Source organism: Shewanella profunda (genome assembly GCF_023283765.1).
Lineage (GTDB): Bacteria > Pseudomonadota > Gammaproteobacteria > Enterobacterales > Shewanellaceae > Shewanella > Shewanella profunda.
In genome coordinates this window covers 18,444-43,506 of the sequence record NZ_JAKILG010000020.1, presented here as the reverse complement: position 1 = coordinate 43,506, position 25,063 = coordinate 18,444, and the positions used below count along the sequence as shown (strand labels likewise).

General features: G+C 49.8%; 18 protein-coding genes. 4 read left to right on the top strand and 14 right to left on the bottom strand.

The annotated features are described in order from the left end of the window. Positions 1-67: 67 nt before the first annotated feature. Both L2744_RS11445 and L2744_RS11440 read right to left on the bottom strand, forming a co-directional pair. Positions 68-2,215: a protein-disulfide reductase DsbD family protein gene (locus tag L2744_RS11445; RefSeq protein ID WP_248992021.1), complete on the bottom strand. Its 2,148-nt coding sequence runs from the start codon at positions 2,213-2,215 to the stop codon at positions 68-70. Positions 2,216-2,629: 414 nt separating this feature from the next. Beyond that, positions 2,630-3,016 (bottom strand): hypothetical protein, encoded by a 387-nt coding sequence (locus L2744_RS11440; protein ID WP_248992020.1) that lies wholly within the window; start codon positions 3,014-3,016, stop codon positions 2,630-2,632. Between the two features lie 325 nt (positions 3,017-3,341). Here L2744_RS11440 and L2744_RS11435 point away from each other — a divergent pair, with 325 nt between their 5' ends. Further along, on the top strand, positions 3,342-3,968 hold the full coding sequence (locus L2744_RS11435) for a DUF3157 family protein (RefSeq protein WP_248992019.1): 627 nt from the start codon (positions 3,342-3,344) through the stop codon (positions 3,966-3,968). On the opposite strand, the gene L2744_RS11430 is transcribed toward L2744_RS11435, so the two are convergent. Next, positions 3,960-4,397 (bottom strand): VOC family protein, encoded by a 438-nt coding sequence (locus tag L2744_RS11430; protein WP_248992018.1) that lies wholly within the window; start codon positions 4,395-4,397, stop codon positions 3,960-3,962. The two genes, L2744_RS11435 and L2744_RS11430, sit on opposite strands and share 9 nt — an antisense overlap. A 263-nt stretch (positions 4,398-4,660) precedes the next feature. Here L2744_RS11430 and L2744_RS11425 point away from each other — a divergent pair, with 263 nt between their 5' ends. Further along, positions 4,661-5,983 carry a M48 family metallopeptidase gene (locus L2744_RS11425; RefSeq protein WP_248992017.1) on the top strand — a complete coding sequence of 441 codons (1,323 nt, stop codon included), beginning with the start codon at positions 4,661-4,663 and terminating at the stop codon, positions 5,981-5,983. 235 nt (positions 5,984-6,218) lie between these two features. On the opposite strand, the gene L2744_RS11420 is transcribed toward L2744_RS11425, so the two are convergent. Then, positions 6,219-7,493 carry an MFS transporter gene (locus L2744_RS11420; RefSeq protein ID WP_248992016.1) on the bottom strand — a complete coding sequence of 425 codons (1,275 nt, stop codon included), beginning with the start codon at positions 7,491-7,493 and terminating at the stop codon, positions 6,219-6,221. A gap of 166 nt (positions 7,494-7,659) precedes the next feature. Here L2744_RS11420 and L2744_RS11415 point away from each other — a divergent pair, with 166 nt between their 5' ends. Further along, positions 7,660-8,115, top strand: coding sequence for a winged helix-turn-helix transcriptional regulator (locus L2744_RS11415; RefSeq protein WP_248992015.1), 456 nt, complete (start codon positions 7,660-7,662; stop codon positions 8,113-8,115). Between the two features lie 183 nt (positions 8,116-8,298). Here L2744_RS11415 and L2744_RS11410 read toward each other — a convergent pair whose 3' ends face one another. From L2744_RS11410 to L2744_RS11385, 6 genes are all read right to left on the bottom strand, one after another. Next, positions 8,299-9,606, bottom strand: a complete 1,308-nt coding sequence (locus tag L2744_RS11410; protein ID WP_248992014.1) for a sensor histidine kinase — start codon at positions 9,604-9,606, stop codon at positions 8,299-8,301. After that, on the bottom strand, positions 9,593-10,273 hold the full coding sequence (locus tag L2744_RS11405) for a response regulator transcription factor (protein WP_248992013.1): 681 nt from the start codon (positions 10,271-10,273) through the stop codon (positions 9,593-9,595). The genes L2744_RS11410 and L2744_RS11405 overlap by 14 nt, the downstream gene beginning before the upstream one ends. Further along, positions 10,267-13,428 (bottom strand): efflux RND transporter permease subunit, encoded by a 3,162-nt coding sequence (locus L2744_RS11400; RefSeq protein ID WP_248992012.1) that lies wholly within the window; start codon positions 13,426-13,428, stop codon positions 10,267-10,269. Before L2744_RS11400 ends, L2744_RS11405 begins: the two co-directional genes overlap by 7 nt. Next, a complete protein-coding gene (locus tag L2744_RS11395; RefSeq protein WP_248992011.1) occupies positions 13,421-14,590 on the bottom strand; it encodes an efflux RND transporter periplasmic adaptor subunit in 1,170 nt (389 codons plus the stop codon). Before L2744_RS11395 ends, L2744_RS11400 begins: the two co-directional genes overlap by 8 nt. After that, positions 14,587-15,828, bottom strand: coding sequence for a TolC family protein (locus L2744_RS11390; RefSeq protein ID WP_248992010.1), 1,242 nt, complete (start codon positions 15,826-15,828; stop codon positions 14,587-14,589). Before L2744_RS11390 ends, L2744_RS11395 begins: the two co-directional genes overlap by 4 nt. A 563-nt stretch (positions 15,829-16,391) precedes the next feature. Continuing rightward, entirely contained in the window at positions 16,392-17,603 is a 1,212-nt protein-coding gene (locus L2744_RS11385; protein WP_248992009.1) for an MFS transporter, read from the bottom strand. 97 nt (positions 17,604-17,700) lie between these two features. Between L2744_RS11385 and L2744_RS11380 the strand changes: the two genes are divergently transcribed. After that, positions 17,701-18,486: a helix-turn-helix transcriptional regulator gene (locus L2744_RS11380; protein ID WP_248992008.1), complete on the top strand. Its 786-nt coding sequence runs from the start codon at positions 17,701-17,703 to the stop codon at positions 18,484-18,486. 324 nt (positions 18,487-18,810) lie between these two features. Here the strand turns inward: L2744_RS11380 and cphA are convergent, their stop codons facing one another. The 4 genes from cphA to L2744_RS11360 are packed head-to-tail and all read right to left on the bottom strand — an operon-like array spanning position 18,811 to position 24,945. Continuing rightward, positions 18,811-21,561, bottom strand: a complete 2,751-nt coding sequence (gene cphA / locus L2744_RS11375; protein ID WP_248992007.1) for a cyanophycin synthetase — start codon at positions 21,559-21,561, stop codon at positions 18,811-18,813. Further along, positions 21,558-22,508 carry a cyanophycinase gene (locus L2744_RS11370; protein WP_248992006.1) on the bottom strand — a complete coding sequence of 317 codons (951 nt, stop codon included), beginning with the start codon at positions 22,506-22,508 and terminating at the stop codon, positions 21,558-21,560. Before L2744_RS11370 ends, cphA begins: the two co-directional genes overlap by 4 nt. Before the next feature lie 20 nt (positions 22,509-22,528). Next, positions 22,529-24,214: a Mur ligase family protein gene (locus L2744_RS11365; RefSeq protein ID WP_248992005.1), complete on the bottom strand. Its 1,686-nt coding sequence runs from the start codon at positions 24,212-24,214 to the stop codon at positions 22,529-22,531. After that, complete coding sequence (locus L2744_RS11360; RefSeq protein WP_248992041.1) at positions 24,211-24,945, bottom strand: methyltransferase; 735 nt, start codon at positions 24,943-24,945, stop codon at positions 24,211-24,213. The genes L2744_RS11365 and L2744_RS11360 overlap by 4 nt, the downstream gene beginning before the upstream one ends. Between the last annotated feature and the right edge of the window lie 118 nt (positions 24,946-25,063).

Sequence of the window (25,063 nt, the reverse complement as noted above, 5' to 3'; positions counted from 1 at the left end):
GCTCTCCCTGATCAGAATATGTAAAAGTCACTCGGTTAGTTACCGAATGAATTGATGTTTACTAGCGTTATTTCCCTGCCGCAGCAGATGACTTTTCATTTGATGCTGAGGGCTGACTTTCTATTGATCCTGCAGGCAACATAGATGCTTGTTCAATCGCAGCAAGCACGAGATCAGTCGATAGGATTTCTGGCAACTCAATGCCTTGCGGTGCACCCGGGCCGTACACCACGTTGAATGGCACCCCGAAACGATTATGGCTTTGCAGGTAGTGAGTAATGGGCTCAGAAGGCGTAGTCCAATCACCCTTCATCGGTAAAATATGCTGCTGTTGCAACAGGCTATAAACAGGGTCTTGTAGGATCACGCCGATTTTATTGGCCTTACAGGTGATACACCAATCGGCAGTCACATCGACAAATACAGTCTTGCCTTTGGCAACCTGCTGATGAATCAATACTTGATCCAATGGCGTCCAAGCAAGATCCGCAGGTAAAGGTTTAGCCCACTGGTTCGCCGTCATAAATGCAATAACCGCCAACAGTAAAATGCCGATACCGAAGCAGCTCACAATGGCAATCGCGCCATATTTTTTAGCCATAAACACCATAAATATCAGTGTAATAATACCAGCTAACGGCCACAGGTAGAGCACATCAATAAAGCTGGACAACAGGCTAATGAGCCATAAACTGGTGAGGAGCAACATGCCAGAGAAAAACACTTTGACTGTGTTCATCCAGCGACCGGGTTTAGGGAAATAACCCGCCACCTGCGGAAATGCCGCCACAATCAACCAAGGCAACGCCATACCCACGGCCAACGCGGTAAAGATGGCAAACAAGCTCAGTACATCGGCGCCCAAAGCGAAGGCGACCGCAGTACCCAAAAATGGTGCACTGCACGGTGTCGCCAGTAGCGTAGCAAACATGCCCTGTAAAAAGTGGCCGCTGTTATTATTGCCGCCCGTTGTCGCTAACTTGGTTTGCACGTTAGAGGGTAAGTTAATCTCAAACACACCTAACATATTGAATGCAAACACTGTGGTCACAAGCGCCATAAAGCCAATAAACCAAGGGTTTTGGAACTGCACACCCCAGCCAATCGCTTGACCCGTGAGCTTAAGCATTAGGATAAAACCAGCCAGTAACCAGAATGAAGCTAATATTCCCAGCGCCGATGCGATGAACTGTTGGCGGATTTGATTACGCTTAAGATCAGGCGCGGCAACCACTGAACCGAGCTTCATGCCAAGCACTGGTAACACGCAGGGCATGACGTTTAAGATCAAACCACCAATAAGCGCCAGCAGTATTATGCTAAATATCGAGGTACTTTCCTGGGTAATCACCACAGGCTTAACTTCGGCACTGTATTCCAGTGCTCGCTCGCTATCGATGACAGTAATGTTCAGCGATTTACCTAAGACTTCTGGCTCTCCAAGCCAACTTTTACCGCTAAAAATACCAATCAATTGTTTGCCGTTAGTATCACTTTCACTTGGCTTTAAGCTCACTAGCTTGAATGTGGTATCTGGCTCGCCATCGATAATCACGCTTGGACGCTGCCAGTTGGCATCATTAAGCCTAACTTCAAGTTGACCTTTGGCAGCATCCCAACCCATTGTCATCGCAGGATTTTGACCCTCTTGGGTCAACACTTTTTGCGGCACAAGCGACACGGCCTTGTTGTAGGCCAACATAGCATCGGTATCCGCTTGCAGCGCATTGGGCGTGAAATCGAGACTTAACTGATAATCCGTCAGTACGCAGATGGTGGTACAGGTCGACAGCGTCACTTTGCCGCGCAGCTGAGTTGGAGTGGCGATATCATCGACTTTTAGGGTTAATGGAAAAGTTGTATTCCCTTTGTAACCAAAGGTTTGTAATCCCAGTAATGAGAATTCCTCTGGCGCCGGCCATCTCCAATCCACCTGTTGTAGATTGCGTGAGCCATCCCACTTGATAGTAGGCGCGATACCGCCTTCTCCAGGACTACGCCAATAGGTTTTCCAATCGCCCTCAAGTTGTACTTCAAGTACGGCGGACAAGGTATTGGTTGCAGGATCTACGGCACCGGTCAGCATAAACCGCACCTTAGCTGGCGGGTGATTATCATTAACCAACCACCCCGTCGATGCAGCCAATAACGACGGACTCGTCACTACTAAAGCTAGTATCCAGAATCTGGTTAACATGGATTTTAATGTACTCATTTTGTCCCCAAAATATGCATTAACTTTATGTTATTCAATTGCATATTAATCTCTTTGATATTTCGTCAGCATTTGCCATTGCAATACTTAAGGTGTTGAATCGCCTCTAACCGTATTTTCAAAGCCAAACTAAGTTATACCGAGCAAATGCTTATGCTTACCTTGCTTCTTAACCATTTAAATACTGGCCAACGCTATGTTCTGGTTACAAATATCGTAACGGCTTTAGAAATATCAGCGTGATAGAAGGTTTGGTTGAAGAAGTCTGATAGGGAGATGTGATGTGTAAAACCGGATGTTCAGCAGCCACTTAGTTCTATTTTCTACCGACAAACGGGCGAGAAAAATAAAATATCGAGCTAGTAAAAGCATGCATAAACAAACTCACCTATCAAATTGATAAATAAGTTATTTTTATTCTTGAAAGCGGCAGAGCGTAAGATGTATTCGCCTAGGTTTAGCTTGATAACCCTGTATTGGTAAAAGTGTTATCACGCGAGAGGCGCGGGGAAGTAAAGGAAGTAGGAACAACAAGATAAAAAATGGGATGGTACTAGGGGCATCGATACAGGTACGGATCGATTTTTTAGACAATTCACATTGCTTAGGCTCAGTTTTTACTAACTCAGCGCCTGCCGCTTGGGCGTCGACACTGCTAGTCATATTGCTTGAGCTTGAAACCGAGTTAGCGTTTGGAAAAGACGTAGCCGAAATCGCTTGCGCACTCGTATCCTTGAGCAGCAAGTTAAGCATTCCACTATTTTGAGTCAAACAGAACAAGGTCAGAATGGTAAATACCATCACGCCCCATACGTTGCCTGTTTTCTTAGCCAATAACGTAAAAATTTGGATTTCTCTTTGTCTTATTATTTGATAATTAAGATAAAAAATTGGCGTCAATCAACGGATAGCTGAAGATAGGACCGGGGGATTGTAACAATAGTTCATAAAAACTTAAAACTTTTAGGATGATTGAGATAAAAGGTCATTAGGCGTATTTATAATCAAGTACTTAGCAAAGTAGATTTTCTTCACCAAAACACAACTTAGTCAGTGACTGATACAGGGTAAATAAATTATGTTAGTCCCCAATATTGATTCAGACGGATATCGGAGCCAGAAACCAATGCACACTTTACTACGCCTTAGCGCGCTTAGCTCATTGCTACTACTATCCTCATCGGCAATTGCGGCTGATGTGGCAAATATCACCTTAGAAAATGGCGCTCAAGTTAGGTTAAAAGATGATTTTACTTGGGAATATGTGCTTACAGAAACCCAAGCCGCACCGAATGTTTTAGCCACTGAAGCGGTGGTAAGTGCATCGAGTACGGTTAGCGGCGCCCCTAGTATGACCACAAGCTCAGCTGTCATCGTGCCAGTAACGACACTTACCGCTACCGCAATTGCCAAACCCGAGCTGCTAGGTTCAACCGCTAAAGACGGTATTAAAGTCAGCTTTACTGACAGCCAATGGAAAGGCGATAAACTCGGACTCACGTTCGAACTTACCAGCACCAGTAATGAACACGTTACCTTAGTCGAGGTCGAAGCCCGTTTCTTCGCCGATAATGGCACACTGTTAAAAACCGATAAACTCGAAGTTTGGGAAGCTATTTTCCGCATGCCAGAAACCTATCTTCGTAGAGGTGAACAGCGTAAGAGCAGCATTATTTGGGTTGAAGGTATAGATAAGAGCCTGTGGCAAAAGCAGTTAATCGATCTCAAAATCACCGAAATTAACTCACGCTAACCCTTGATAAGCTAACCTTTGCGCCATTGGATGCTGCACATTAAGCTGCAGCAAATCCCAAAGATTACCGTAGAGATCTTCAAATACAGCAACAGTGCCGTAATCTTGTTCCTGCGGTTCACGTACAAAGTGGATCCCATCGGCAAGCATGCGTTGATAATCACGCCAAAAATCATCGGTATTTAAAAATAAAAATACCCGCCCGCCGGCCTGATTGCCAATAAAGTCAAATTGCTCTGGTTTTGAGGCCCGCGCCAACAAAATGGAAGCGCCTCTAGACCCCGGTGGCGCCACGACGACCCAGCGTTTATCTTGCTCGGCTTGATAACTGTCTTCCACTAATTCAAATTTTAGCTTATTCACATAAAAATCAATTGCTTCATCGTAATCTTTTACGACCAAAGCAATATGGACTAATGCCTGTTTCATTGTGGACTTCCCTTCAATCAATGTTAATTTCTGATGCATTGTAGCCCCAAACGACTTTAGCTTTGTTGATGCTCCCACAAATTGTCGTTCTGACCTTAGTTGAAAAAACCTAACTATCCCCCATCTTATCAAACTCTCATTTCTGACAAATGAAATTGATGACAGAAAGGTTAATTTTTGCTTAATCGGCTATAGAGATTGAATTTCCTTGGAAAATTGACTATTTTCACGCCGCTTATCATTTCACTAGGAAAAGGATCAACATGGAACAAGTTATTACCGCAGGGAACGAAAAACCCATCCAAATAGCCGACATTGTTTACTCAAAGGAAAAATCACTGTTCACAATATTAGCCATCATTTCAGGACTGATTTGGATCGCGATTATCTTCGCAACTAAAGGTCTTGCACTAGTTTATGTGCTGATGTTTTTTATTATTTATCTCTTTAGCCACTCCGCTTTTATTAGCTACCTAAAAGGTACGGCTGTCGAAATCAATCCAGAGCAATTCCCTGAATTACATAAACAATATTTAGCCTGCTGCGAACGCTTAGAAATCAGTCAGCCACCACGCGCTTACTTGCTGGCTGCCGATGGCATGCTTAACGCACTGGCGACGCGTTTTCTACGCCGTAACTATATAGTGCTGTTTTCATCGATTGTGGATGCATTAGAGTCCGATAAAGATGCGCTTAACTTCTATATCGGCCACGAGTTAGGCCATATTCGCCGCAATCATATAGGTAAAGCGCCCTTCTTAGTCTTCGCCACTTGGTTACCTTTAGTGGGTGCAGCCTACTCCCGTGCCTGTGAATATACCTGTGATCTCCATGGCCTACGTTGCTGCAATAGCTTACGTTCTGCCACGAATGCCGTTGCTGTTTTAGCCGCAGGTGTTGAACAGTGGAAACGTATGAATGTGGATCAATATATCCTTCAAGCCCGTGAATCGGGTGGATTTTGGATGTCACTGCACGAGCTTAACGGCAGCTACCCTTGGCTAACTAAGCGTATGGCAAGAGTACAAGCCAAAGCGCAAGGAGTGGAATATGCGCCGCCATCACGCAGTGCATGGGCCTATGTATTTAGCCTCTTTATGCCACGCTTGGGAACGGCTGGCGGAGGACTCATTGTATTTGCTGTGATTATTGGTATTGCTGCGGCGGTAGCGATTCCGGCGTACAAGGAATATCAAGAAAAAATGGGCGCAACCATGAGTTATGAGACACCAAGCGATACGCCAACACTGACGCTGACAGTCCCCGATGCCGCGCTGGCAATGGAACGTATCGACCAACTGCATCAATCATTTACGCCGATCACAGACACATTAACCCGCTACTATCAAACCAACAAAACCTGGCCTACAGAATTGGAGGTGCTTGGGCTAACGGATGAACAATTAGCGACATTTAATCTATACACTGATGGCATAGTCGGGTTTGTTGGGGGCGAAGCCCTCGGTGATTACCAAGATTATGAAGTGTATTTATCACCCCAAGTTGATGAACAGAGCAATATCACTTGGGTTTGCAGCAGTAACGGTATTCCCGATACCTATCTACCCACTTATTGCCGAGGATAATACCAATAAAAAGCGCTGCGATTGCAGCGCTTTTATCACCTCTTTAGGTTAGCGAATCTAGACAGTAAGCTGAATTCCCAACGCTCTTAATGTAAATATTCCGTATTTCATCCCACTATTTTATGCTCTTCACTACCGAAAAGCGGGATGAAAATGCCTTGGGAATTGGTCTCTACTGGTGTTGTTCCTGGGCTTGGCGATAGGATCGAGGCAAGCATTAGTGTGTATTTATACGCTAATGCTTGCGCAGGCTCGATAACAGTGCCGCCTGAAGCTGTGCTCGCCCGATATGCGCTGTGGCAGCCCAGAAAATCACACCCACTATGCTGATGGTTGCGCCCAAAAGGCATACGCCGTTCCAACCAGCACGCTCGTATATCGCCGTTGAGGCAATAGCTCCGATGGCGCTTCCGATAGAGTAGAATAGCATGTAGCCGGCAACCAGTCGGCTATGCGCCTCGGGCCGGATGGCGAAGATCATACTTTGATTGGTCACGTGGACGGCCTGCACAGCCAGATCTAGGATGATCACCCCCATCACCAGCGCCAACATTGAGGAATCAAGAAGGGCAATCAATCCCCACGATGTGAGCAACAACAGCAGAGATATCCCGCTCGTCCATTGCCCAAGACCCCTATCAGCCAAACGTCCAGCTCCGCTGGCGGCGAATACCCCAGCCAGCCCTGCAAGACCAAACAGACCGATTTGCGTATGCGACATAGTGTAAGGCGGTGCGCTAAGTGGCAACACCAGCGCGGTCCAGAATGTGCTGAAAGCGGCAAATATTAGTAGGGCAAGAATGGCACGGACCCGCAGAATCGGCTCCTCCACAAACAATGTTAGCACCGAGCGAAGTAGTACTGGATAGGAAACCGAGGAGCGAGGGGCAGCCTCGCGCGGCAGAATGCGATAGAGGACTGCGGCCATGAGCAAGGTTGTTATGGCAGATGTCATATAAACCGTGCGCCAGCCGCCGAGATCGGCAAGCACTCCAGACACGAAGCGGGCCAGCAACAGACCGACGACTATGCCACTGGTCACCATCCCGACCGTCTTTCCTCGCGTCGTCGGCGAGGCGAGCATCGCAGCAAAAGCCACCAAAACCTGCACGACCACGGCCAATAGTCCTACTGCGACCATGGCGATAAACAACACTGTTTCATTTCGTGTCGTCGCAACAACTGTCAGTGCGATAGCGGACAGCAGGCCCTGAGCTACGATAAGCTTGCGGCGATCGAGAATGTCGCCCAATGGCACAATGAACAAAAGCCCGCATGCGTAACCGATTTGCGTCAGCGTAACGATCAAGCCAATCACCGAAGGACTTATGCCGAAGTCAGCGGCCATAGTGTCCAGTAGAGGGTGTGCAAAGTAGATGTTGGCAACGCTTAGCCCGCAGGCTATTGCAAAGATTATAGTGGTCCCCATCGATATGCCGTGGGCATTTGTAGGGGCTAACGGATCGTTGGGTTCTGTCGTTGAGTGACGATCGTTTATCTGGCAGTTCATATGATATCCTGACAAAAAAGTAGCGCTTAGTTGCGCTTAGATGCAAAATGAGTCCTATAATAAGACCAGATACCAATGATAACCTAGTCTTATTTTGAAACTTGTTTTGCAAAAGCAATAAAGTTTGGTTAATGAAACAGTTGCATGAACTAGGAAGGACGACGGAATGAAGCGCAAGAACTTCAGTGGGGCTGAATGCCCTGTGGCACGCTCGCTCGATGTGATAGGTGACTGGTGGTCGCTTCTGATCATACGAGATGCACTCGACGGTATAAACCGCTTCAGTGCATTCCAGAAGAATCTCGGTATTGCCCGCAGCATGTTGACTGCTCGGTTGCAGGATCTGGTGGACCATGGAGTATTGGAGACTGCGCCAGCCTCTGACGGCACTGCCTATCAAGAATATGTTTTGACAGAGATGGGACGCGGACTTTTTCCTGTGATTGTCGCTTTGCGCCAGTGGGGCGAGGACAATCTCTACCAGCCGGATGAACAGCATTCAATATTGGTCGAAACTCAAACTGGCGAGCCTGTAACACGCCTTGAATTACGATCTCGAGAGAACCAAGTTCTCGAATGGCAGGACACTAAGGTTCGTAAACTCTCGCCGGATGAAAAATAATAGGTAGCTGAGCTTGAAGGTGGTGTTGCACATACCACCTAGGAGTACATTTCATCGTCGGTGGATTGCCAACACAGCCCTAGTATTCTGGCACATGCAGGATTGTCAGGCATTTCGGTTATGCGGCGTGCTCCTTTATAGTGTTGACGCCATCATTTTTAAATTTCGGCTATGCCTCGGCTATCAAAAGTTGAGGTCAGTTTCTGTAAGCTCTAGGTTAGCCTTAAAACACAGACGTACGCTTCTCCCGTCTCGACGGACTATGTTGTCGAATCTCCACCCAAGCCTCTGGGTTAGTTTTTCAGTTAACTGTAGTCCGAGCCCAAAGCCAAGATCTTCATTCGCTTCTGTTTCCGACGCTTGGAAGTTGTTTATCTCGATCTTCCCGTTTTCTTGAATAATCTGGACTCGCCCTTCCCATGTATGCTGGAACGCATTGCGAACCAAGTTGCCTAAAATGATGCGAGCCGCAGTTTCAGGAAGTTCGCAGCTGCAGGGTTCGGTGTGCACAGATAGCTGAACGCTTTTCCCATCCAAAAGGTATTTTAGGTCACTGATAATATTTTCGATAAAGCGATCCAACTGCACTTTGCTCTGCGAGAGTTCATTACAGTCTTCTCGCCCTAGCCACAACAGGGTTTCGGTCATGTGCTTCATCGTTAAGCTAGCTCGATCGATGCGTTCTACTGCGGCATTTTCGCGGGAATCGCGTTGAACATTGGGCTGAACGCTTTTGAGTTTATCCAACAGTTGAATGTTACTGCGTATGATACTGATCGGGGTGCGCAATTCATGGCTGGCCTGTCGAAGAAAGGTTTGCTCCCTATCCAGCCCTTCTTTCACCGAGATCAGACTATTACGCACCACTTGGGCGAAGTCGTTCAGGTCTCGGAAGCCGAAATCTGGAACATTTTCATCAAGTGTTTGTTCATTAAGTCCCCTCGCCCAAATACCCAAGCGAGTTACGGGTTGAGCGATCCTATGTATCAACCACCATACAATCAGCGCTACGACGATACCGGACCCCAATCCGATCACTAGCAGAGTCACCAGTGAATCTCTGGCATTACGTAACGCCAAATCAGATACTCGGTCAGATGAAGTTTGGAAACTGACGTAAAAAGGCCCCTTAGAGGTAGCCGCGCTCATGTAAAAAATCAACTGCTGAGACTGCTGTTCCGTTGTCTGTAACTTGACTTTGTGAAGCTGGTTATCATTTTTGGGCGGCGATGGTACTGCCGCGATAATCGAATTCGGCTGTTCCGTCCATTCGCGGGTTATAGTGTAACTATCTAAGTCGTTAACATCGATATAGCCTTTGTCATTTGCAACCGCAGTAGCCACCCGAAGTAGGTTGTCGGCAATAATGGTATCCATGCCTTTTAGAAAATATTGGACGGACAGGAAACTGTATCCCATGACGAGTATCAGGGCGATGGTTGTAAATGCGAGGATCAGCGATCCTCGGAGACTGTAGTTAAGTTTGATCATCGCTATCTCTTAACGCGAAACCGAAGCCTGGTACGGTTTGGAGCATGGGGAATAAAAAGTCAGCATCTATTACCTTGCGTATATGGTGGATGTGTACTTTCAAAGCATTGCTATCAGGTAAGCTATCGCCCCATATGCTTGCCTCCAGCTTGTGTCGAGATACCGCTGCTGGAGCGCCTCTGAGAAGTGCCTCCAGCAACTTCCAGCCAGTCGGGGATAGCTTCAGGGTGCGACCTGCGCGACAAACCTCTCGCTTGTTCAGGTCCATAGTCAATTCACCGTAGCGCAAAATCCGCACCTGGCCACTGCGACGGCGAGTAAGGGCGTTCACCCGAACCACCAATTCGTCAAGCTCAAAGGGTTTGGTCAAGAAGTCATCGGTACCTGAATGAAAGCCATCTAGCTTGTCCTGAAGTTGATCCCGAGCCGTCAGCATCAACACCGGAATATCGTGCCCCATATCCCGCAGCCTCCGGCAAAGAGTAAGCCCATCGAGCCTTGGCAGATTGAGATCTAGCAGGAGCGCATCGTAATTATGTTCTTGAAGGAACTGAAGTCCGCAAACTCCGTTGCTCGCGTGATCGCATCGAATGCCTTCAAGCTCTAAGTACTGCACTACTGTGGTAGCGAGGTCATGATCGTCCTCGACCAACAAAACATTTAACATGGCTTTTGGACTCCTTCGCTATCTGCCTTACCTGTTGTCACTCGCTTCAGGAAAATAGTCATATCCTCCTGAATGGCGATAAGTGATGGTATCAGGATAAGGGTTATCGCCGTAGCAAATACAATCCCGTAGGCCAGTGAAACGGCGGCAGGGATCAGGAACTGAGCTTGCATGGAGGTTTCACTTAGTATCGGTATGAGCCCGGCAAACGTTGTTGCCGATGTAAGCAGCACCGGCCGTAGACGACCTGTACACGCACTGATCATTGCTTGTTTACGATCGTTTGTTTGGCGAACTTCCTGATTATACTGACTAACTAGTAGTAGGCTATCGTTTACAACCACACCGCTGAGTGCAATCACACCGTTAAAGGATAGTATACTCAGCGGCAGATCATTCAACCAGTGACCTAGGATAGCACCAACGATGCCGAAAGGAATTGCAGTCATAATCACGACTGGCTGGATATAGGATTTCAAAGGAACGGCCAGCAACATGTAGATCGCGAGCAAGGCCATTATAAACATGCTAGCCATGGACGATGACGTTTCTTGCTGCTGCTCCGCCTCGCCGCCAAACTGAATATCTAAGCCGGGGTACTTTTTCTGCAAGTCACTGGCGATGGTCATTTGTAGACTCTGGACCAGTTCAGTTACGGATCGGGCTTCCTTGTCTACGTCGGAGGTTATGTAAACCGCCCGTTTTCCATCAATACGGGTGATACTATCGCGGGAAAATCCATAGGTGACTTCCGCTACAGTGGAAACAGGAACTACATCGCCAGATGAGGTGCGAACATTGGCCTTTAGCACGTCGGCTGCACTGCCCCGCTCGACTTCAGGATAACGTACTTTAACTTCCACTTCATCACCACCACGCTGGTAACGCTGAACAACCTGGCCGCTGAAGGCTTGGTATATCTGCGCTGCCAGATCATCGGTTGTGATACCTAAAGCTTTACCCTGATCAGTCAGCTTCAGGTTGAGCTGAGGCTGAGTCGGCGTGAGGTTGTCATCCAGACCGCTGATCGCCGCGATACCCTTAAGGTGTTCTTTCAATTCATTGCCCGCGAGATTGAGCACATCGTCGTCGCTGGATCGAAGCTCAATGCGTAACGCGTCCACCATCATTTGACGACTTTGAATACTGAGGGTTTTTGCGCCCTCGGGATTGCCTGCCAATGCTCGCCAGCGCCGGGTAAACTCGTCTAACGTATAAGGCGCGTTATCCGTCAATTCGACAGTCACTGAGCCGCTCTGGTCAGCTTCAGAGATGACTTGTAGGTTAGCGATGGCGACTTCGTTATAGTCGCTGTCTGCTCGCAAAGCTCCATCAACCTGGAATGCCAGAGCTTCCAACTGGCGCAGTGCGTTGTGAGTGAGTCCATAGCTTGCGTCTTTTTGCATGGTCAAACTAGCAGTCACAGTCTGGGCAGGTACATCAGGAAAGAAGCTGGTTCGAACAGTGCCGTTGAAGGGCATGGAGATGACTAGGGCAAAAATGCCAATGCTGAACAGAACAACAGCATAACGGTGGATTATCGCTTGCCCGATGAGAGGCGTGTATATGCGGTTCTTGAACGAGGCTAACATCCTGTCCGCACCGTTCTGTATTTTTTGCCAACCACGAGTGGCCCAGTTTCCACGTTCTCCATCACGATGAGTGCGCAGGTGGGACAGGTGAGCCGGAAGGATAAGCTTCGATTCCACTATAGACAGTAACAAGCAGATGGTGACTACCACCGCGAACTGCGCGTATAGCTGTCCAAGCATACCGCTGATTTGCGACAATGCGGCAAAAGCGGCCACGGTAGTCAACACCCCGAATAGCGTTGGCACTGCAACTGCCATTGTGCCTTTAACAGTGTTGGCCAGTGTGTCGCCATACTTTTCCCGTGTGGCGTAAACGCTCTCGCCCACGACCACTGCATCGTCCACCACTATCCCCAGGGCCATGATAAAGCCGAATGTAGTGAATTCATTCAGGCTAAGATCGGTGAAGCTCTGCCCCATGAAAAAGAGCGTTCCAAAGAAGATAAATGGCAATCCCATCGCCACCCAGAAAGCCACTTTGAGGTTAAGGAAAATAGCCAACAACAGGAATACCAGCACGATCCCCATCACGGCGTTTTCGACTAACAGTGTCAGCCTGCTGGAGATATTCTCACTACTGTCGCTCCAGCTCGCCAACTCTATCCCTACAGGTAACGTTCCGCTCTCCCGCCATTGCTTAATCACTTCTTCGGTAGCGGCGACTGTTTTCAAAATGTCATCATTACCAGTACTAACGACATCCAGAGCAAGGCTGTTGCGCCCATTAAACCGAGACAACACCGGTGTGGAGTCATCGAAGGTGTCGCGAATTTTGGCCACATCGCCCAAATAAACGATACCCTGCCGAGCCGTAGTGACCAGGGGGATTTTTGCAAATTCTGTGGCGTAGTATGCTTGCTCTGATGCTTTAAGTTGCAGGAACAAACGCTCATGACGAAGAATGGCCGTCGAAGTATTCGAGGAAAACTGATTGATGGCATCCTGAACGTCAGTCAGAGACAGACCATAGGCTTGTAAGTTCGCCTCTTCTATCTCGATAGCCATGATCGGATCAATCCAGCCGGAATAGGTCACACTGCTGATATCCTGCTGAGACAGAAGATCTGCCTTCAGCCGATCACCTAGCTGCTGCAGGGTATGGCGACTAACATCGCCATACAGCTGGAGGGTTATAGCATGGGACTCCCGCTGACCTTTTTCCACCATAGGTTTTTCCGCACTCACCGGAAAGTTTGAGATACCATCGACTTTATTTTTGACATCCCGCAATAGCGCATCCAAGTCGTAATCTGACTGGCGTTCGACGGTGACTGTGACACCTTGGCTATTGGCGGTGGATGTGATGGTTTTGACACCAGTGACACCTTCTAAGGCATCCTCGATTTTGATAGCGACACCTTCCTCACTTTGCTGTGCGGACCCGCTGAGATAGGTAACCGAAACCGTGATGCTCTCAGGATCGGCTGCCGGAAATGCTTCCTTACGCAAGTCTCCTACGGTCAACAGCCCTGCGACGATAATGATGATCAGAAGCAGGTTGGCAGCAACCGGATTGGCGGTAAACCAGGGAATCACACCCTTATAGCTATGTAGATCACTCATTGGATATCTCCCTTTGAGGCACAACCTTCATGCCTTCGCTGTAATTACTCAGTGGCTGAACTACGACCTGTGCCTTTTGGTATCCATCGGGGGGGTCCACATAGATATGTTCTGGATCGGAGAAACGGATGTTAGCGACGTGGGCTTGCAGTAAAGTATCGGCAGTGACCGTCCAGATCTCGCCGCGTTGACTCACTGCTGATACGGGCAATCGCCACAGGTTCGTCACGGCTTGACCCGGAACTCGCGCTTTAAGGAAGGTGCCAGGATACAGTGGTACGTCCTGATTTAATGGACGTTCTACTGTGACAATCAGCGACCGCTGGCGAGTGTTAGTGTTCAAACTTTTTTCGACACGAGTCACAATCCCGGCCCACTGATCACCGGTCTCGGTTTGCCACAGCTCGACTGAATAATTCCCCGATAGAAGTTCAGCCTCACCAGGTAGAACCGACCAGTCGCTCGCCGACAGCGGAATAGCGATCTCCACTGTATCTATGCTTAACAACTGTCCGATATCATTACCAGCCTGTATGTAGCTACCAAGCGCAATATTGCGCGTCACCACAATGGCGTTGAACGGCGCTTTGATTCGAGTGCTGGTCAAATCTTCCTCTGCTGCTGCAACGGCATTTTGTGCACTATCCAATGCGGCTTTGGCCGCGGCCAGTTGCGGTTCTCGCAGCACCAGAGGCGACGTTGGCTCACCCATCAATCCAGACGATGACCATTCCTGCTGCGCCTGCTGCAACTCTTGTTGTTCTTCCAGATAACTGACCCGAGCACTGGCCAAGGTTTCACGGGCCGACGCCAGTGACGCTCGAAGTTGGCTGTCCTCCAAAGTAGCGAGAACTGTGCCACGGGTAACCAACCGACCGGATTCAAAACTGTCGTGAACTGTTATAACCTGACCGCCGACACGACTATTCAGTGCCAGATCAAATCGGGCCTCAGCGCTACCGACTCCCTCTACATAGGCTTGGTGCGTAGCAGCCGTCACTTCTACTACAGCAACGGTTGGACTTTGAGGCTCTTGGGATGATGGTATCTGCTGCATGGTTTCCTCATGCTCAGCCATTTGCCCGCTGTTATAAATCGTGACGGCGACGACAAACACTGCGGCTATCAACAGGACAATTTTTTGAATAGTTTTACGACTCATTCGGTGACTCCAAGTCCCAGGGCAAGTGCCAGGGTGATGCGATTATTGAGGCGGTTGAATGTAAGGGTGTCGAGTTGTGCTTCCAAATCGTAGGTTTGCCCCTGCACGTTCAGAAGCTCCAGTATCGTAGCGTTACCTGCTCGGTATTTATCCTGATAACGCTTTAATGTAAGCCTTTGCTTTTCCAATGCTTGTTGTATATAGGTCTGCCTTTGGGCAAGCGCCTGTTCACGGGCTAGGGCATTACGAACTTCTTCAACAGCAGTTAGTAGCGTTTCGCGATAATTCTGGTATTGAATAGCACTCTCCAGATCAGCGATTTCGGCGGCGGCTCTGAGCTTGCCACCTTGAAACAGCGGTGCGGTGAGATTAGTTAATAAAGTCCAAGCAGGGCCAGTCAATAGTGCATCTCTAGCAGAGGTCGATGTATCGTCCAAGACGGCCTGAATATCAATCCTTGGCAGCAGATCCTTGTAGGCAACGCGAGCGTCACTTTCGGCTGCAGCAATGGCATGCCACGCCGCTTGCAGATCAGGGCGACGCGCCAGAGTCTGTTCCGGCAATTCGGTCAGCGGCTGTTCTACCATGGGGTACTGATCCGGCACCTGATATTGGTCATCGGTCACACGGCCCAGCAAGCTGTTTAATGCACGCTCACCCTCACGAATAGACTGCTCCAACTCACGTACCGAAGCACGCGTGCTGAAGGTTGAGCTGCGGGCGCTATCAAGGTCATCCAGAGTACCGAGGCCTCGCTGATACCGTTGCAAGATCACTTCCTCGTTCTTTGCTAAGGTGTTAAGCCGTTGCTGCTCTATCACCAGAGAGCGTTTTTGTGACACTAGGCTAAGCCAGCTACTCATCGTTTCGGATGCTAATGTGTCCCTGGCAGCTTGGTAAGTCGCCTGTTGTCGGAATAAGCTTTGTTCTGCCCCATTAATGCCATCTTCAATCTGCTGCCACAAATCCACCTGCCAGCTAAGGGTCAGTGATCCAGTGTATTGGTTGTCGGTGTCCTTGGCGTTGTTTGCGCTGAATCCAGCTTCGAGTTCTGGGTATCGATCACCGCGTTTTTGGCGCAGCTGAGCTTGGCTCTGTTCAAGAATCAATAATGTTTGCTGCAGTCCAGGATTATTATCCAGAGCTTCGAAAACCAGTGATTGAAGTTCCTGACTGGCTATCAGTTCAGTCAAATGGGTGGCAGAACCCGCCGAGTCATCATTTGACCAGGCAGGCACCTGCGTTGGTATATTGCTGGCATCGGAGGAATAGTCCTTCTGATCACCAATGCTTGAACAGCCTGAAAGCAGGGCGAACACCAAGGAGATCGAAAGTAGAAGGTAAGAGTGCATGAACTGTGTCCACCAGAGGTATTTAGGTCTTGATGGGCAGCTTAAAGATAGAGGGGTTAAAGAAGGGTTAAAATCTCAATATCATCAACTTTCTTTTCCATTGGGAAAGCGAAAACGTTCCTTTGGGGAAGCCAAGCATTAACCAGATATACTGGATACTTCATCATCTCCTTTGGAGGTCAGCTAGCGAGCTCTCTGTTAGATTCAATATCAAATTTACGAGTCAACCATTTGATAATAATATTAACTATTGCCAGATATTTAAATAAAACATTCAACTCAGTTTGAGCCGCTTAACTGGATTGGTGTACCAATGTTGACTAAAACCTTTGTGGCTAACTTTATTGTTATTGCAGTAAAAATTGATAGTTATAGCAAAATTAAACATTACTCCATTTCAAAGAATGTGCTCCAAGGATTGACTTCAAAGCACATCTCTGAGTAAAAAGCTAATTGCGATATTGATTTATATAGGTTAATTGCAACAAAACGCCTATTACAGCTACCACTCCAGCACCGACAGGCAATACCCACATTGGCAATGATAAGCTTAAAGCCATTCCACCCAGTGCCGCACCAATAGCACTGCCTAAATAAAGGGCAGATTCATTAAGCGCAACAGCGAGATTTCCATCACCATGATGCTCTCGAACATGTAGCAATTGATTGTTTTGTGGAACCTGTAAAGCCCAACCAACCACACCCCAAATGGCAATAGGTGCCATAGTCAACCAAATATTCCAAGATGCGATAAATGGCAGCATAATTAATGAGATTGCCAAAATTAGCATTATCGATAATGTCATTACGGAGTTTTGAATGCGATCAGTCAAAGGTCCGACCAAAAAACTTCCTGCAATACCACCAAGGCCCCAAATCCATAGATAAGGTGTAATCGAATGTACGTCACCATATTCTGCAGACGAAATAAAAGGCGCAAGAAAGGTATACATACCAAGGCTTGATATAGCTGCAAGCAATGACACAGCCAAGATAGTAGTTACTTGACGATCAACTAACAGTGACAATTTTTTGCGCAAAGGCACTGAGTCATAACTCGGTAGCTCAGGCAACCATAAAATTAATCCAAGCAGCGTTATCAACCCAAGTATAGTGACTAACCAAAAAGCGATAGCCCATCCCATGTTTTCCGCTAGTACGAGTCCAACAGGTACGCCAAGCACCGTTCCGGCAGCCATTCCGCCCATAATTAATGCAATAGCTTTACCTCTACCGTTAGGGGATATCGATGCTGCTGCGGCAATGCCCATCGCAAGGTAAACACCCGCACCAATACCTGCTAATGCTCTAAATACCAACAGCCAAGTAAAATCCGTAGCAAGCGCACTGGCCGCATTGGCGAGAACAAACAATCCTAATGCAGCCAAAAGCCCATTTTTCTGGCGATTGGCAGGCAACACGGCAACGGCTATTGGTGAACCGATGCCATAAGCCAATGTAAAAGCTGTAACTAACTGAGCAGCAAGACCCACAGATACGTTGAAAGCCTGCTCAATTAACGGAATGAGCCCAGCGGTAACATAGGAAGCCATGCCTAAGGAAAAAGCCCCTAAAGCGATCAAATAAACGCTTAGTGAACAGGTATAACACCTTGTGACTGTGGCAGATTTTTGCTCACAAGTTGGATCATTAAAGCTCATATTGAGTATCTCTAACTAGGAAAACATCATTTTACTAGCTGATTTATAGTGGTACAATTTAACAACTTATACTATTACTAAACCTGATAGGATACTGATGAGCAAACTAGAACGAACTCGCGAAGAACTAGCAACATTTCTAAAAACGCGTAGGGAACGTCTATCTCCCGCTGATGTTGGTTTACCCGTTGGAGGACGCCGACGTACTCCAGGGCTTAGACGCGAAGAAGTTGCAGCCCTTTCAGGAGTCGGTCTCACATGGTACACATGGCTTGAACAAGGTCGAGATATCAAAGCTTCATCCACCTTCCTCGATAGCCTAGCCAAAACGCTCAAACTCGATGCTGCAGAACGTAGGCACTTATTTTTACTCGCGCATAATCGGCTTCCAACTGAATCAGGAAAAACCTTTTGCCAAGTGCAACCCTTGATTTTAAGGCTGATGAACGATTTATCTCCCCATGGCGCTTTTGTACTCAACTTACGCTGGGATGTATTAGCTTTTAACTCTCCGGCCGACCAACTTTTTGGGTTTGAGCGCCATCCTGCAGGCCAGCGCAACTTATTGTGGATGCTATTTACTGACGCAGAGCTAAGAGAACGGTTACATGACTGGGAAAGTCAAGCCATACAGATGCTTTCTAGCTTTCGACGGGATTATGCTCTTGCTACCCAAGAATCGGATATCCAAGCTCTAGTCACAAATTTACAAAAAGTATCACCTGACTTTAGGGAATGGTGGAACAGGCACGATGTTCATGCTCCATGCCATGGCACTAGGAGTTTTATAATTGATGAGCAGAATGTCTCATTTGAACATACATCAATGACGGTCGATGCAGATCGCCACCTGCACTTAGTTGTTTACGCTCGAAAAGATTGAAATTTAATCAAAAGCACAGGCCGTGTTTATGGCACAGCCTGAGCATAGGCAAACACTCGAAGGCATTCCTTAGCGCCTTCGAACAGGTATCCCTTGACGAGATTTACCCAAAGAGTTTGGTTATTGGAGTACGTTATTTATAACTGTAAACTCCAACGATAAATTGACTGTGGGTACACCTTCTAGAGCATTATTCGCATCAGCCACTCAGTGTTTACCTAGATGCACACTACCAGCCCTAGTCTATTCGCCACCAGCACTGGCAATTTCAGTGAGATTTAATTGAAGGAGTGCAGATGCTATCGGCTTCTGGGATATTTCATCTCATTTCCCCTCAGACGCGGCTATTCGTAGAATTGCATGGCCCACACTCCTCGACCAGTGGTAAGGCTGGATTTCCAAAGCGGAGTCTTCACCCGCAAAATACCTCAGCATCGACACATCAATGGTGGTCAAACCCACGCTCCCAAGCGCGTCCCACAACTCCGAGACATAACTGGCACAGCCAATGATGATGAGATCACCGGGCTGAGACTTGCCGTATGCATCGCGTATCGCCGCACGAATATCAAGATGGGTGTGAACCCATTGCTGCCCGCTGGCCGCATCGGTCTTGCTTTGTTGAGCAGTCAGCGCGCCTCGGGCGATCAACTCAGCGGTTAGCCCGGGCGGCTTATCGCGAAGGTCATCCATCTCATAGATCACCAGTTCATCAAAACCTGCGCCGCAAAGCTGACCGATAGCAATGAGGTCGGTTTCACGCCGGTCGCAGGGGGCTGAAACGACGCCGATGAGACGACCCTGAGTCAATTGCCGTCCTGTGGTGATAATGGCTTCGTAAGCTGCCGCATTGTGCGCATAATCCATCATTAGCGTGACGCCGCCAGCCTGATAGAGATTAAGCCGCAGAGGGGTCTGGCTTTCATTTGGGCTAAAGCTCGCAAGCGCCGCAGCAATATCTTCTGCTGGCACATCCAGTGCCAACAACGTCGCAAAGGCCGCCATCGCATTGGCAACGTTATGTCGAGCACGACCGTCGAGCGTGTTTGGCAATCGATCGATGGAAGTCAACGGCTGGTGGTTATCGCCGTCTGCCCACATCAACATGTCATTGTCTAGGTAGACCGCGCGTCCTTTGTGTGCCAGATGCTGCGCCATAGCATGATGGGTCACGTCGAAGCCAAAAAAGATGACTTCAGTGCCTGATGGCGCAGTGCATGCAAGTTGAACACACAGAGCATCGTCGGCGTTGAGTACCACGGCCTTGCGAGCGGTCGCCACTAAAAGTCCTTTAACCCGCGCCAGATCTTCCAGCGTTTCGATGCCATCCTGACCGAGATGGTCGTTGTGAATATTCAGGACTATGCCGACATCGCATTGGTCAAAGCCGAGGCCACGTTTAAGAATGCCGCCACGGGCCGTCTCCAGCACCGCGAACTCTACTTCCGGTGAATTCAGCACTGTGCGCGCCGACCAGTAACCTGAGCAGTCGCCATCTTTGATATGCTGTCCGGCAATGGTGATGCCCTCGGTTGTCGCAACGCCGGTCACATAACCGAGTTGCTCGAGGACATGCGCTACCGACAGCGTCGTTGTCGTCTTGCCGTTGCTGCCAGTGACCGCAATAATGGGCACACGCCCGTCGTTGCCGGGCGTAAAAAGAGAGTCGATAATCGCGCGGCCGACATAGTTGCGTTCGCCGCAACTCGGATGTTCATGCATGCGAATGCCAGGCGCCGCATTCACCTCGATGATAGCTCCGCCCTGAGCAAGCAAAGGGTGCGAAATATCACTGCACACCAGGTCGATGCCTGCCACGTCTAGGCCGATCTTCTGGGCTGCCCGCACGCATGCAAGCGCAGTATCAGGGTGGATCTCCCGGGTCACATCTTCTGCAATGCCGCCAGTCGAGAGGTTGGCGTTGCCACGTACACTGACGACACGCCCGGCACAGGGCACAGAGTCTACGTCGAGTCCTTGCTGGGCTAATTCAATCACAGCCGTCTGGTCGAGGCGGATCTTAGTGAGCATGTTCTCGTGCCCCTCACCGCGGAGCGGGTCGACATTGATCGCCGCGACCAGATCACGAATATCCGAATACCCGTCACCGACAACCTCTGGCGGTACACGGCGGGATGCAGCGACGACCTTGTCGCCAATGACCAGCACGCGGTAGTCATTTCCTTCGATATGCTGCTCGATGATCACCTGAGAGCCAAACTGTTGCGCATAGCTGAATGCTGCATCGATGGCCTTTGTATCCGACACTGCGGTCGTCACGCCTTTGCCCTTGTTGCCACAAAGCGGTTTGACAGCTACAGATCCATACTCGCGAAGTGCCGCATGGGCCTGTTCGAGCGTCAACACGACCTGACCTTGTGGAGTAGGAAGACCCGCATCGTTTAGCAGGCATTTGGTTAAGTGCTTATCGCTGGCAATGCCAACGGCGATGTGGTTGGTATTGCTGGTCATCGTGGCCTGAATACGTTGCTGTTTAACTCCCCAACCGAGCTGGAACAGGCTTGCGTGTTCGGTAAGCCGTAGCGTCGGAATACCTCGCTTTCTGGCGGCTTCGATGATAGCGCTTGTGCTTGGGCCGAGTGCTTCGGCCTGCGCGAGTTGTCGCAACCGAGTCAGTTCGGGTTCCAGCGTGATAGGTAGCCCCGCGGCGAGCGTTGTCACCAGTTCGATCGCGAGATTAAAGGCCGCCTCGGCAACAGACTCTGCCTTGTAGGCAAAAATCACCCGGTAGTAGCCTGGCTTACCCGGCACCATACGCGCTTTGCCAAAACCGACCGGTAAACCTGCAAGACACTGTAATTCGATCGACAGATGCTCGACGATGTGGGCCATGTAAGTGCCGTCCTGCAGGCGCTCAACAAAGCCGCCGACATAACCCGGTGAGCAGCGATGTTCATGCAAAGTGGGTACGGCCGCCAGAAGCGACTCTGTGAAGCCGGGGATCGCCGTGGAAGGCACATCGTTCAGGGCTTCGAGGTCGATAATGGCGAGGTAGATAGGTCTGGCCGAATAGATGTTTGGTCCGCGCAGCACGCGCCGTTCGATCACTTTCATGATAACTCTCCGCTTGACTTGTGTTTGGTCGGTTCGCGATATAAACCGCACCACGAGGTAACCGCGGCAATTGCGTCACCCAATCCTGGGGAAAGCGGCATTGTGGCCCCATCCTTGTCGTCATCCTCTGTAAAAGAGGCAAGATCATAGCTGACGCCTGCGGGTAACAAGTGCAAGCGCACGTCGGCCAGCTCGAGTGTCTCTGTGTTTTTCACTTCGGTGAAATTTGACAGCATTTCCCGGCCGTCAATCAGCGTGACGGCACCATCACCGATCACCTCGAGGCTTTGGCCAGGCCTGACGATTAAGGCGGTGTTTTCGTCTATCCCGGCACCCAGCAGGTAGGGGTTTTGCGCAACCGCCGACAACAACCTGCCGAGCCTTTGCCGTTCTGAAAAATGTTGATCTATGATCACCCTACGCACTAATCCAAGCCCAGCACCCAGGTGAACCGAACCCTTCTGCGGCAGCAGGTCGTTTGTACCATTGAACAGCATATGCTGCGACATCGCTGATGCCCCAGCGCTGGTGCCACCGATGCAGGCTCCCCGCTCACGCAATGCGCGGTGCATCGCATGATCAATGCGGGTGCCACCGATCAGCGCCATCAGTCGCTTTTGATCACCACCTGTCATAAAGATACCATCCGCTTCGAAAAGCATGGCCGCTGTCGCTTCCTCGCAGGCATCTTCACGGTTTTTTATGTTCGATGTGGTCACCTGACGCACTCCCAGTCTAGTGAAGGCATTTTCGTAGATGTTCCATATGTCATCGTGCTTATCACTTGCGGCAGTGAGCACGAAGATTTTCGCATCAGGTCCTCCGGCCAAAGCAACAAAACGCTCAAGAATGACCATGTCATTAGTTCGATTCTCTTTGCCACCCACGATCACCAGATGACCTATGCCCGGGCCGTCCACAGCATTACTGGACTCATTTTTCATCATTTTTCCTTATTTATATTGTGTCACGCTGACACTTCACGCGCGATCCGATCAGCCTCGGCTGGATTCTTGAGTCGAATGCCTTCTACAAGGTCTTCGAAGGTTCCGGCACAGGTAAATACCAGCACATCACCTGCTTTCGCCGCAGTCAGGCCTAGCCACAGTGCGTGCCGAATTCTGGGTTCGCCGTGCATTAATTTGTTGGGGGCGATACTTCGGGCGCCCCGTAGGATTTCGGATGCAATACCGCCGGTACTGCGGCCACGGGGATCATGTTCGTAAACCACCAGTTCATCGAAACTCTGGCCGCACACCTGCCCGGTCTCGTACAGATCTTCGCTACGGCGATCTCCCGGAGCCGTGACAACGCCTAGCAGTCTGGCGCTACCCTGTCGCATCGACTGTGCCATTTCACACAGCGCACGATAGGCAACGGCATTGTGCGCATAATCCACTATGAGTTGAACTCCATCGACCTCGAACAAGTTGCCACGTAACGGATTGCTTTGCGCATTGGAGATGAAGCATGTCAAAGACAGTGCAATCGCGGCGGGCTCAAAGCCGATGCAACACATTGCTGCGAGTGCCGCGAGCGCATTGGCTATGTTGTAGCGGGCATGGCCCTGCATAGTAAAAGGAAGATCCACAGCCCTTATCAACGTTGAACACTCACCGCCGTGACACCAGACAAGCCAGCCGTCATCGTTGAGAAAGGCACCGGCGCCGCCATTACGCAAATGTTCAACAAGTACTGGATTGCGCGGGTCCATGGCGAAGAATACCGCTTTGCAATCGGGTGCAAGCGTGTCGCGCATCAAAACGCACAAGGCATCATCTGCGTTCAGCACCGCGGCGGCACGGGCGCACCGCGCCACCAGACCTTTAACGTGTGCCAAATCCTGTAGTGTCTCGATACCATCAAGCCCCAGGTGATCACTGCTAACATTCAACACGACACCCACATCACAGTAGTCGAATGCGAGGCCACGTTTTAGGATCCCGCCACGTGCTGTTTCAAGCGCCGCGACCTGCACAGTGCTATTGCTAAGCACCCTGCGCGCCGACCAGTAGCCTGAGCAGTCGCCCGTTTTCACGCACTGTCCATCGATATAAATGCCCTGTGTCGTTGTTGTGCCCGTACGCAAGCCGCAGGCGCGAAGCACATGTGAAATCAGCAGTGTCGTGGTTGTCTTGCCGTTGGTGCCGGTAACCGCCACCACAGGAATTCGACCGTTGTTATTCAGTGGAAAGACGGTTGCGGGAGTCAGGGCACTGGCGTCGGCAATTTTCTTCAAATGATCGAGTCGCCCATCAACGTCAAACGGCTGCTGATCCAGTATCGCCATAACGAACCCAACCGAAAATCGAAGCGCTTCTTCGGCTACGGCTTCGTGCTGATAGCCGCATAACAAGCGATACAATTCCGGTGCTGAAGGCGCAAAAGCCACTGCGTAACAGAATGCAGCAGGATTGCCAACCCAGACCTGTGCCGCAAATGTCAGTCGTGCGAGTAGCCGTGGCACTTCGCACTCGTCAATAAAAACAGGGGGAAAACGACCAGGCATTAGCATCTGTAAAAGGTCAGCGGCGCTCTGCAACGCTTCGACCCCGACCGTTCGATAGCCTTCAAGGTCAACCACAGTCACAAAGCATGGTTCCATGCCAAAAATATTCGGTCCCCGCAGGAAGCGGCTGTTGAGGAGCTTCACAACCTTATCCTACGGACGGTGAGTAGAACGGCGGCAATACGATCGACTTCCGCATAGGCTGGCTCATCCAGTTCTTCGCCGAATACATCAGGGTCGAGCTCCATATAGTCCCATTCGAGGGCTGAATCATCGAGCAGCGATGCGACCGCAGCGCGGAAGCGGTCATTGCCATCGACGATAGCTGTGCCTGTATACAGCAACAGCGTGCCGCCGTGGGCCAGCCTCGTTTTAGCCAGACTGGCAATCGAAAGGGAGAGTCCCTCGCCAAAGCTACCACCACCGTGCCGATAAATGCGTTCGTGCACGTCGAGCAGATAAGGAGGATTAGCGACAATTAAATCAAAGCCACCGTCAACCCCGTTAAGCAGATCGGAGTGTTTAGTCACAACTCGCGTAGCACCAGCAAGGCCAGCGTTGACGGCACTGTACCGCAGGGCCATGTCGTTGATGTCCACAGCAAACACCTCGGCCAGTGGCCGTTCGAGTGCAATGACCACGGCACCAGGACCTGCTCCGCAGCCTATATCGACGGCACGCCGAACGGGCGTGTTACCGGCAAGATGTCGGACTATTGCGTTGGTAAAACGGTAGGTGTCAGGGCCGAAGAAGATGGCGTCAGAGGTCGTCGTCGGAAAAGCCGAGTGCAGAAAAAGTTGCCCGTGCAGGGTCGAGGCTCGTACCCGCGAGATCCAGCCATCCCCCTGTGGATTCAGTACATCGGCATTGCGCATCGCCTCAAAAAGCTCCGGTGATATCACCCCCTCCCAGAAGGGACAGCTCCAACCAAAGACGTCGGTTAGATTACGTGCCCACCTGCCTTGCAACCTTGAATTGACGCGAGCGTGGGTC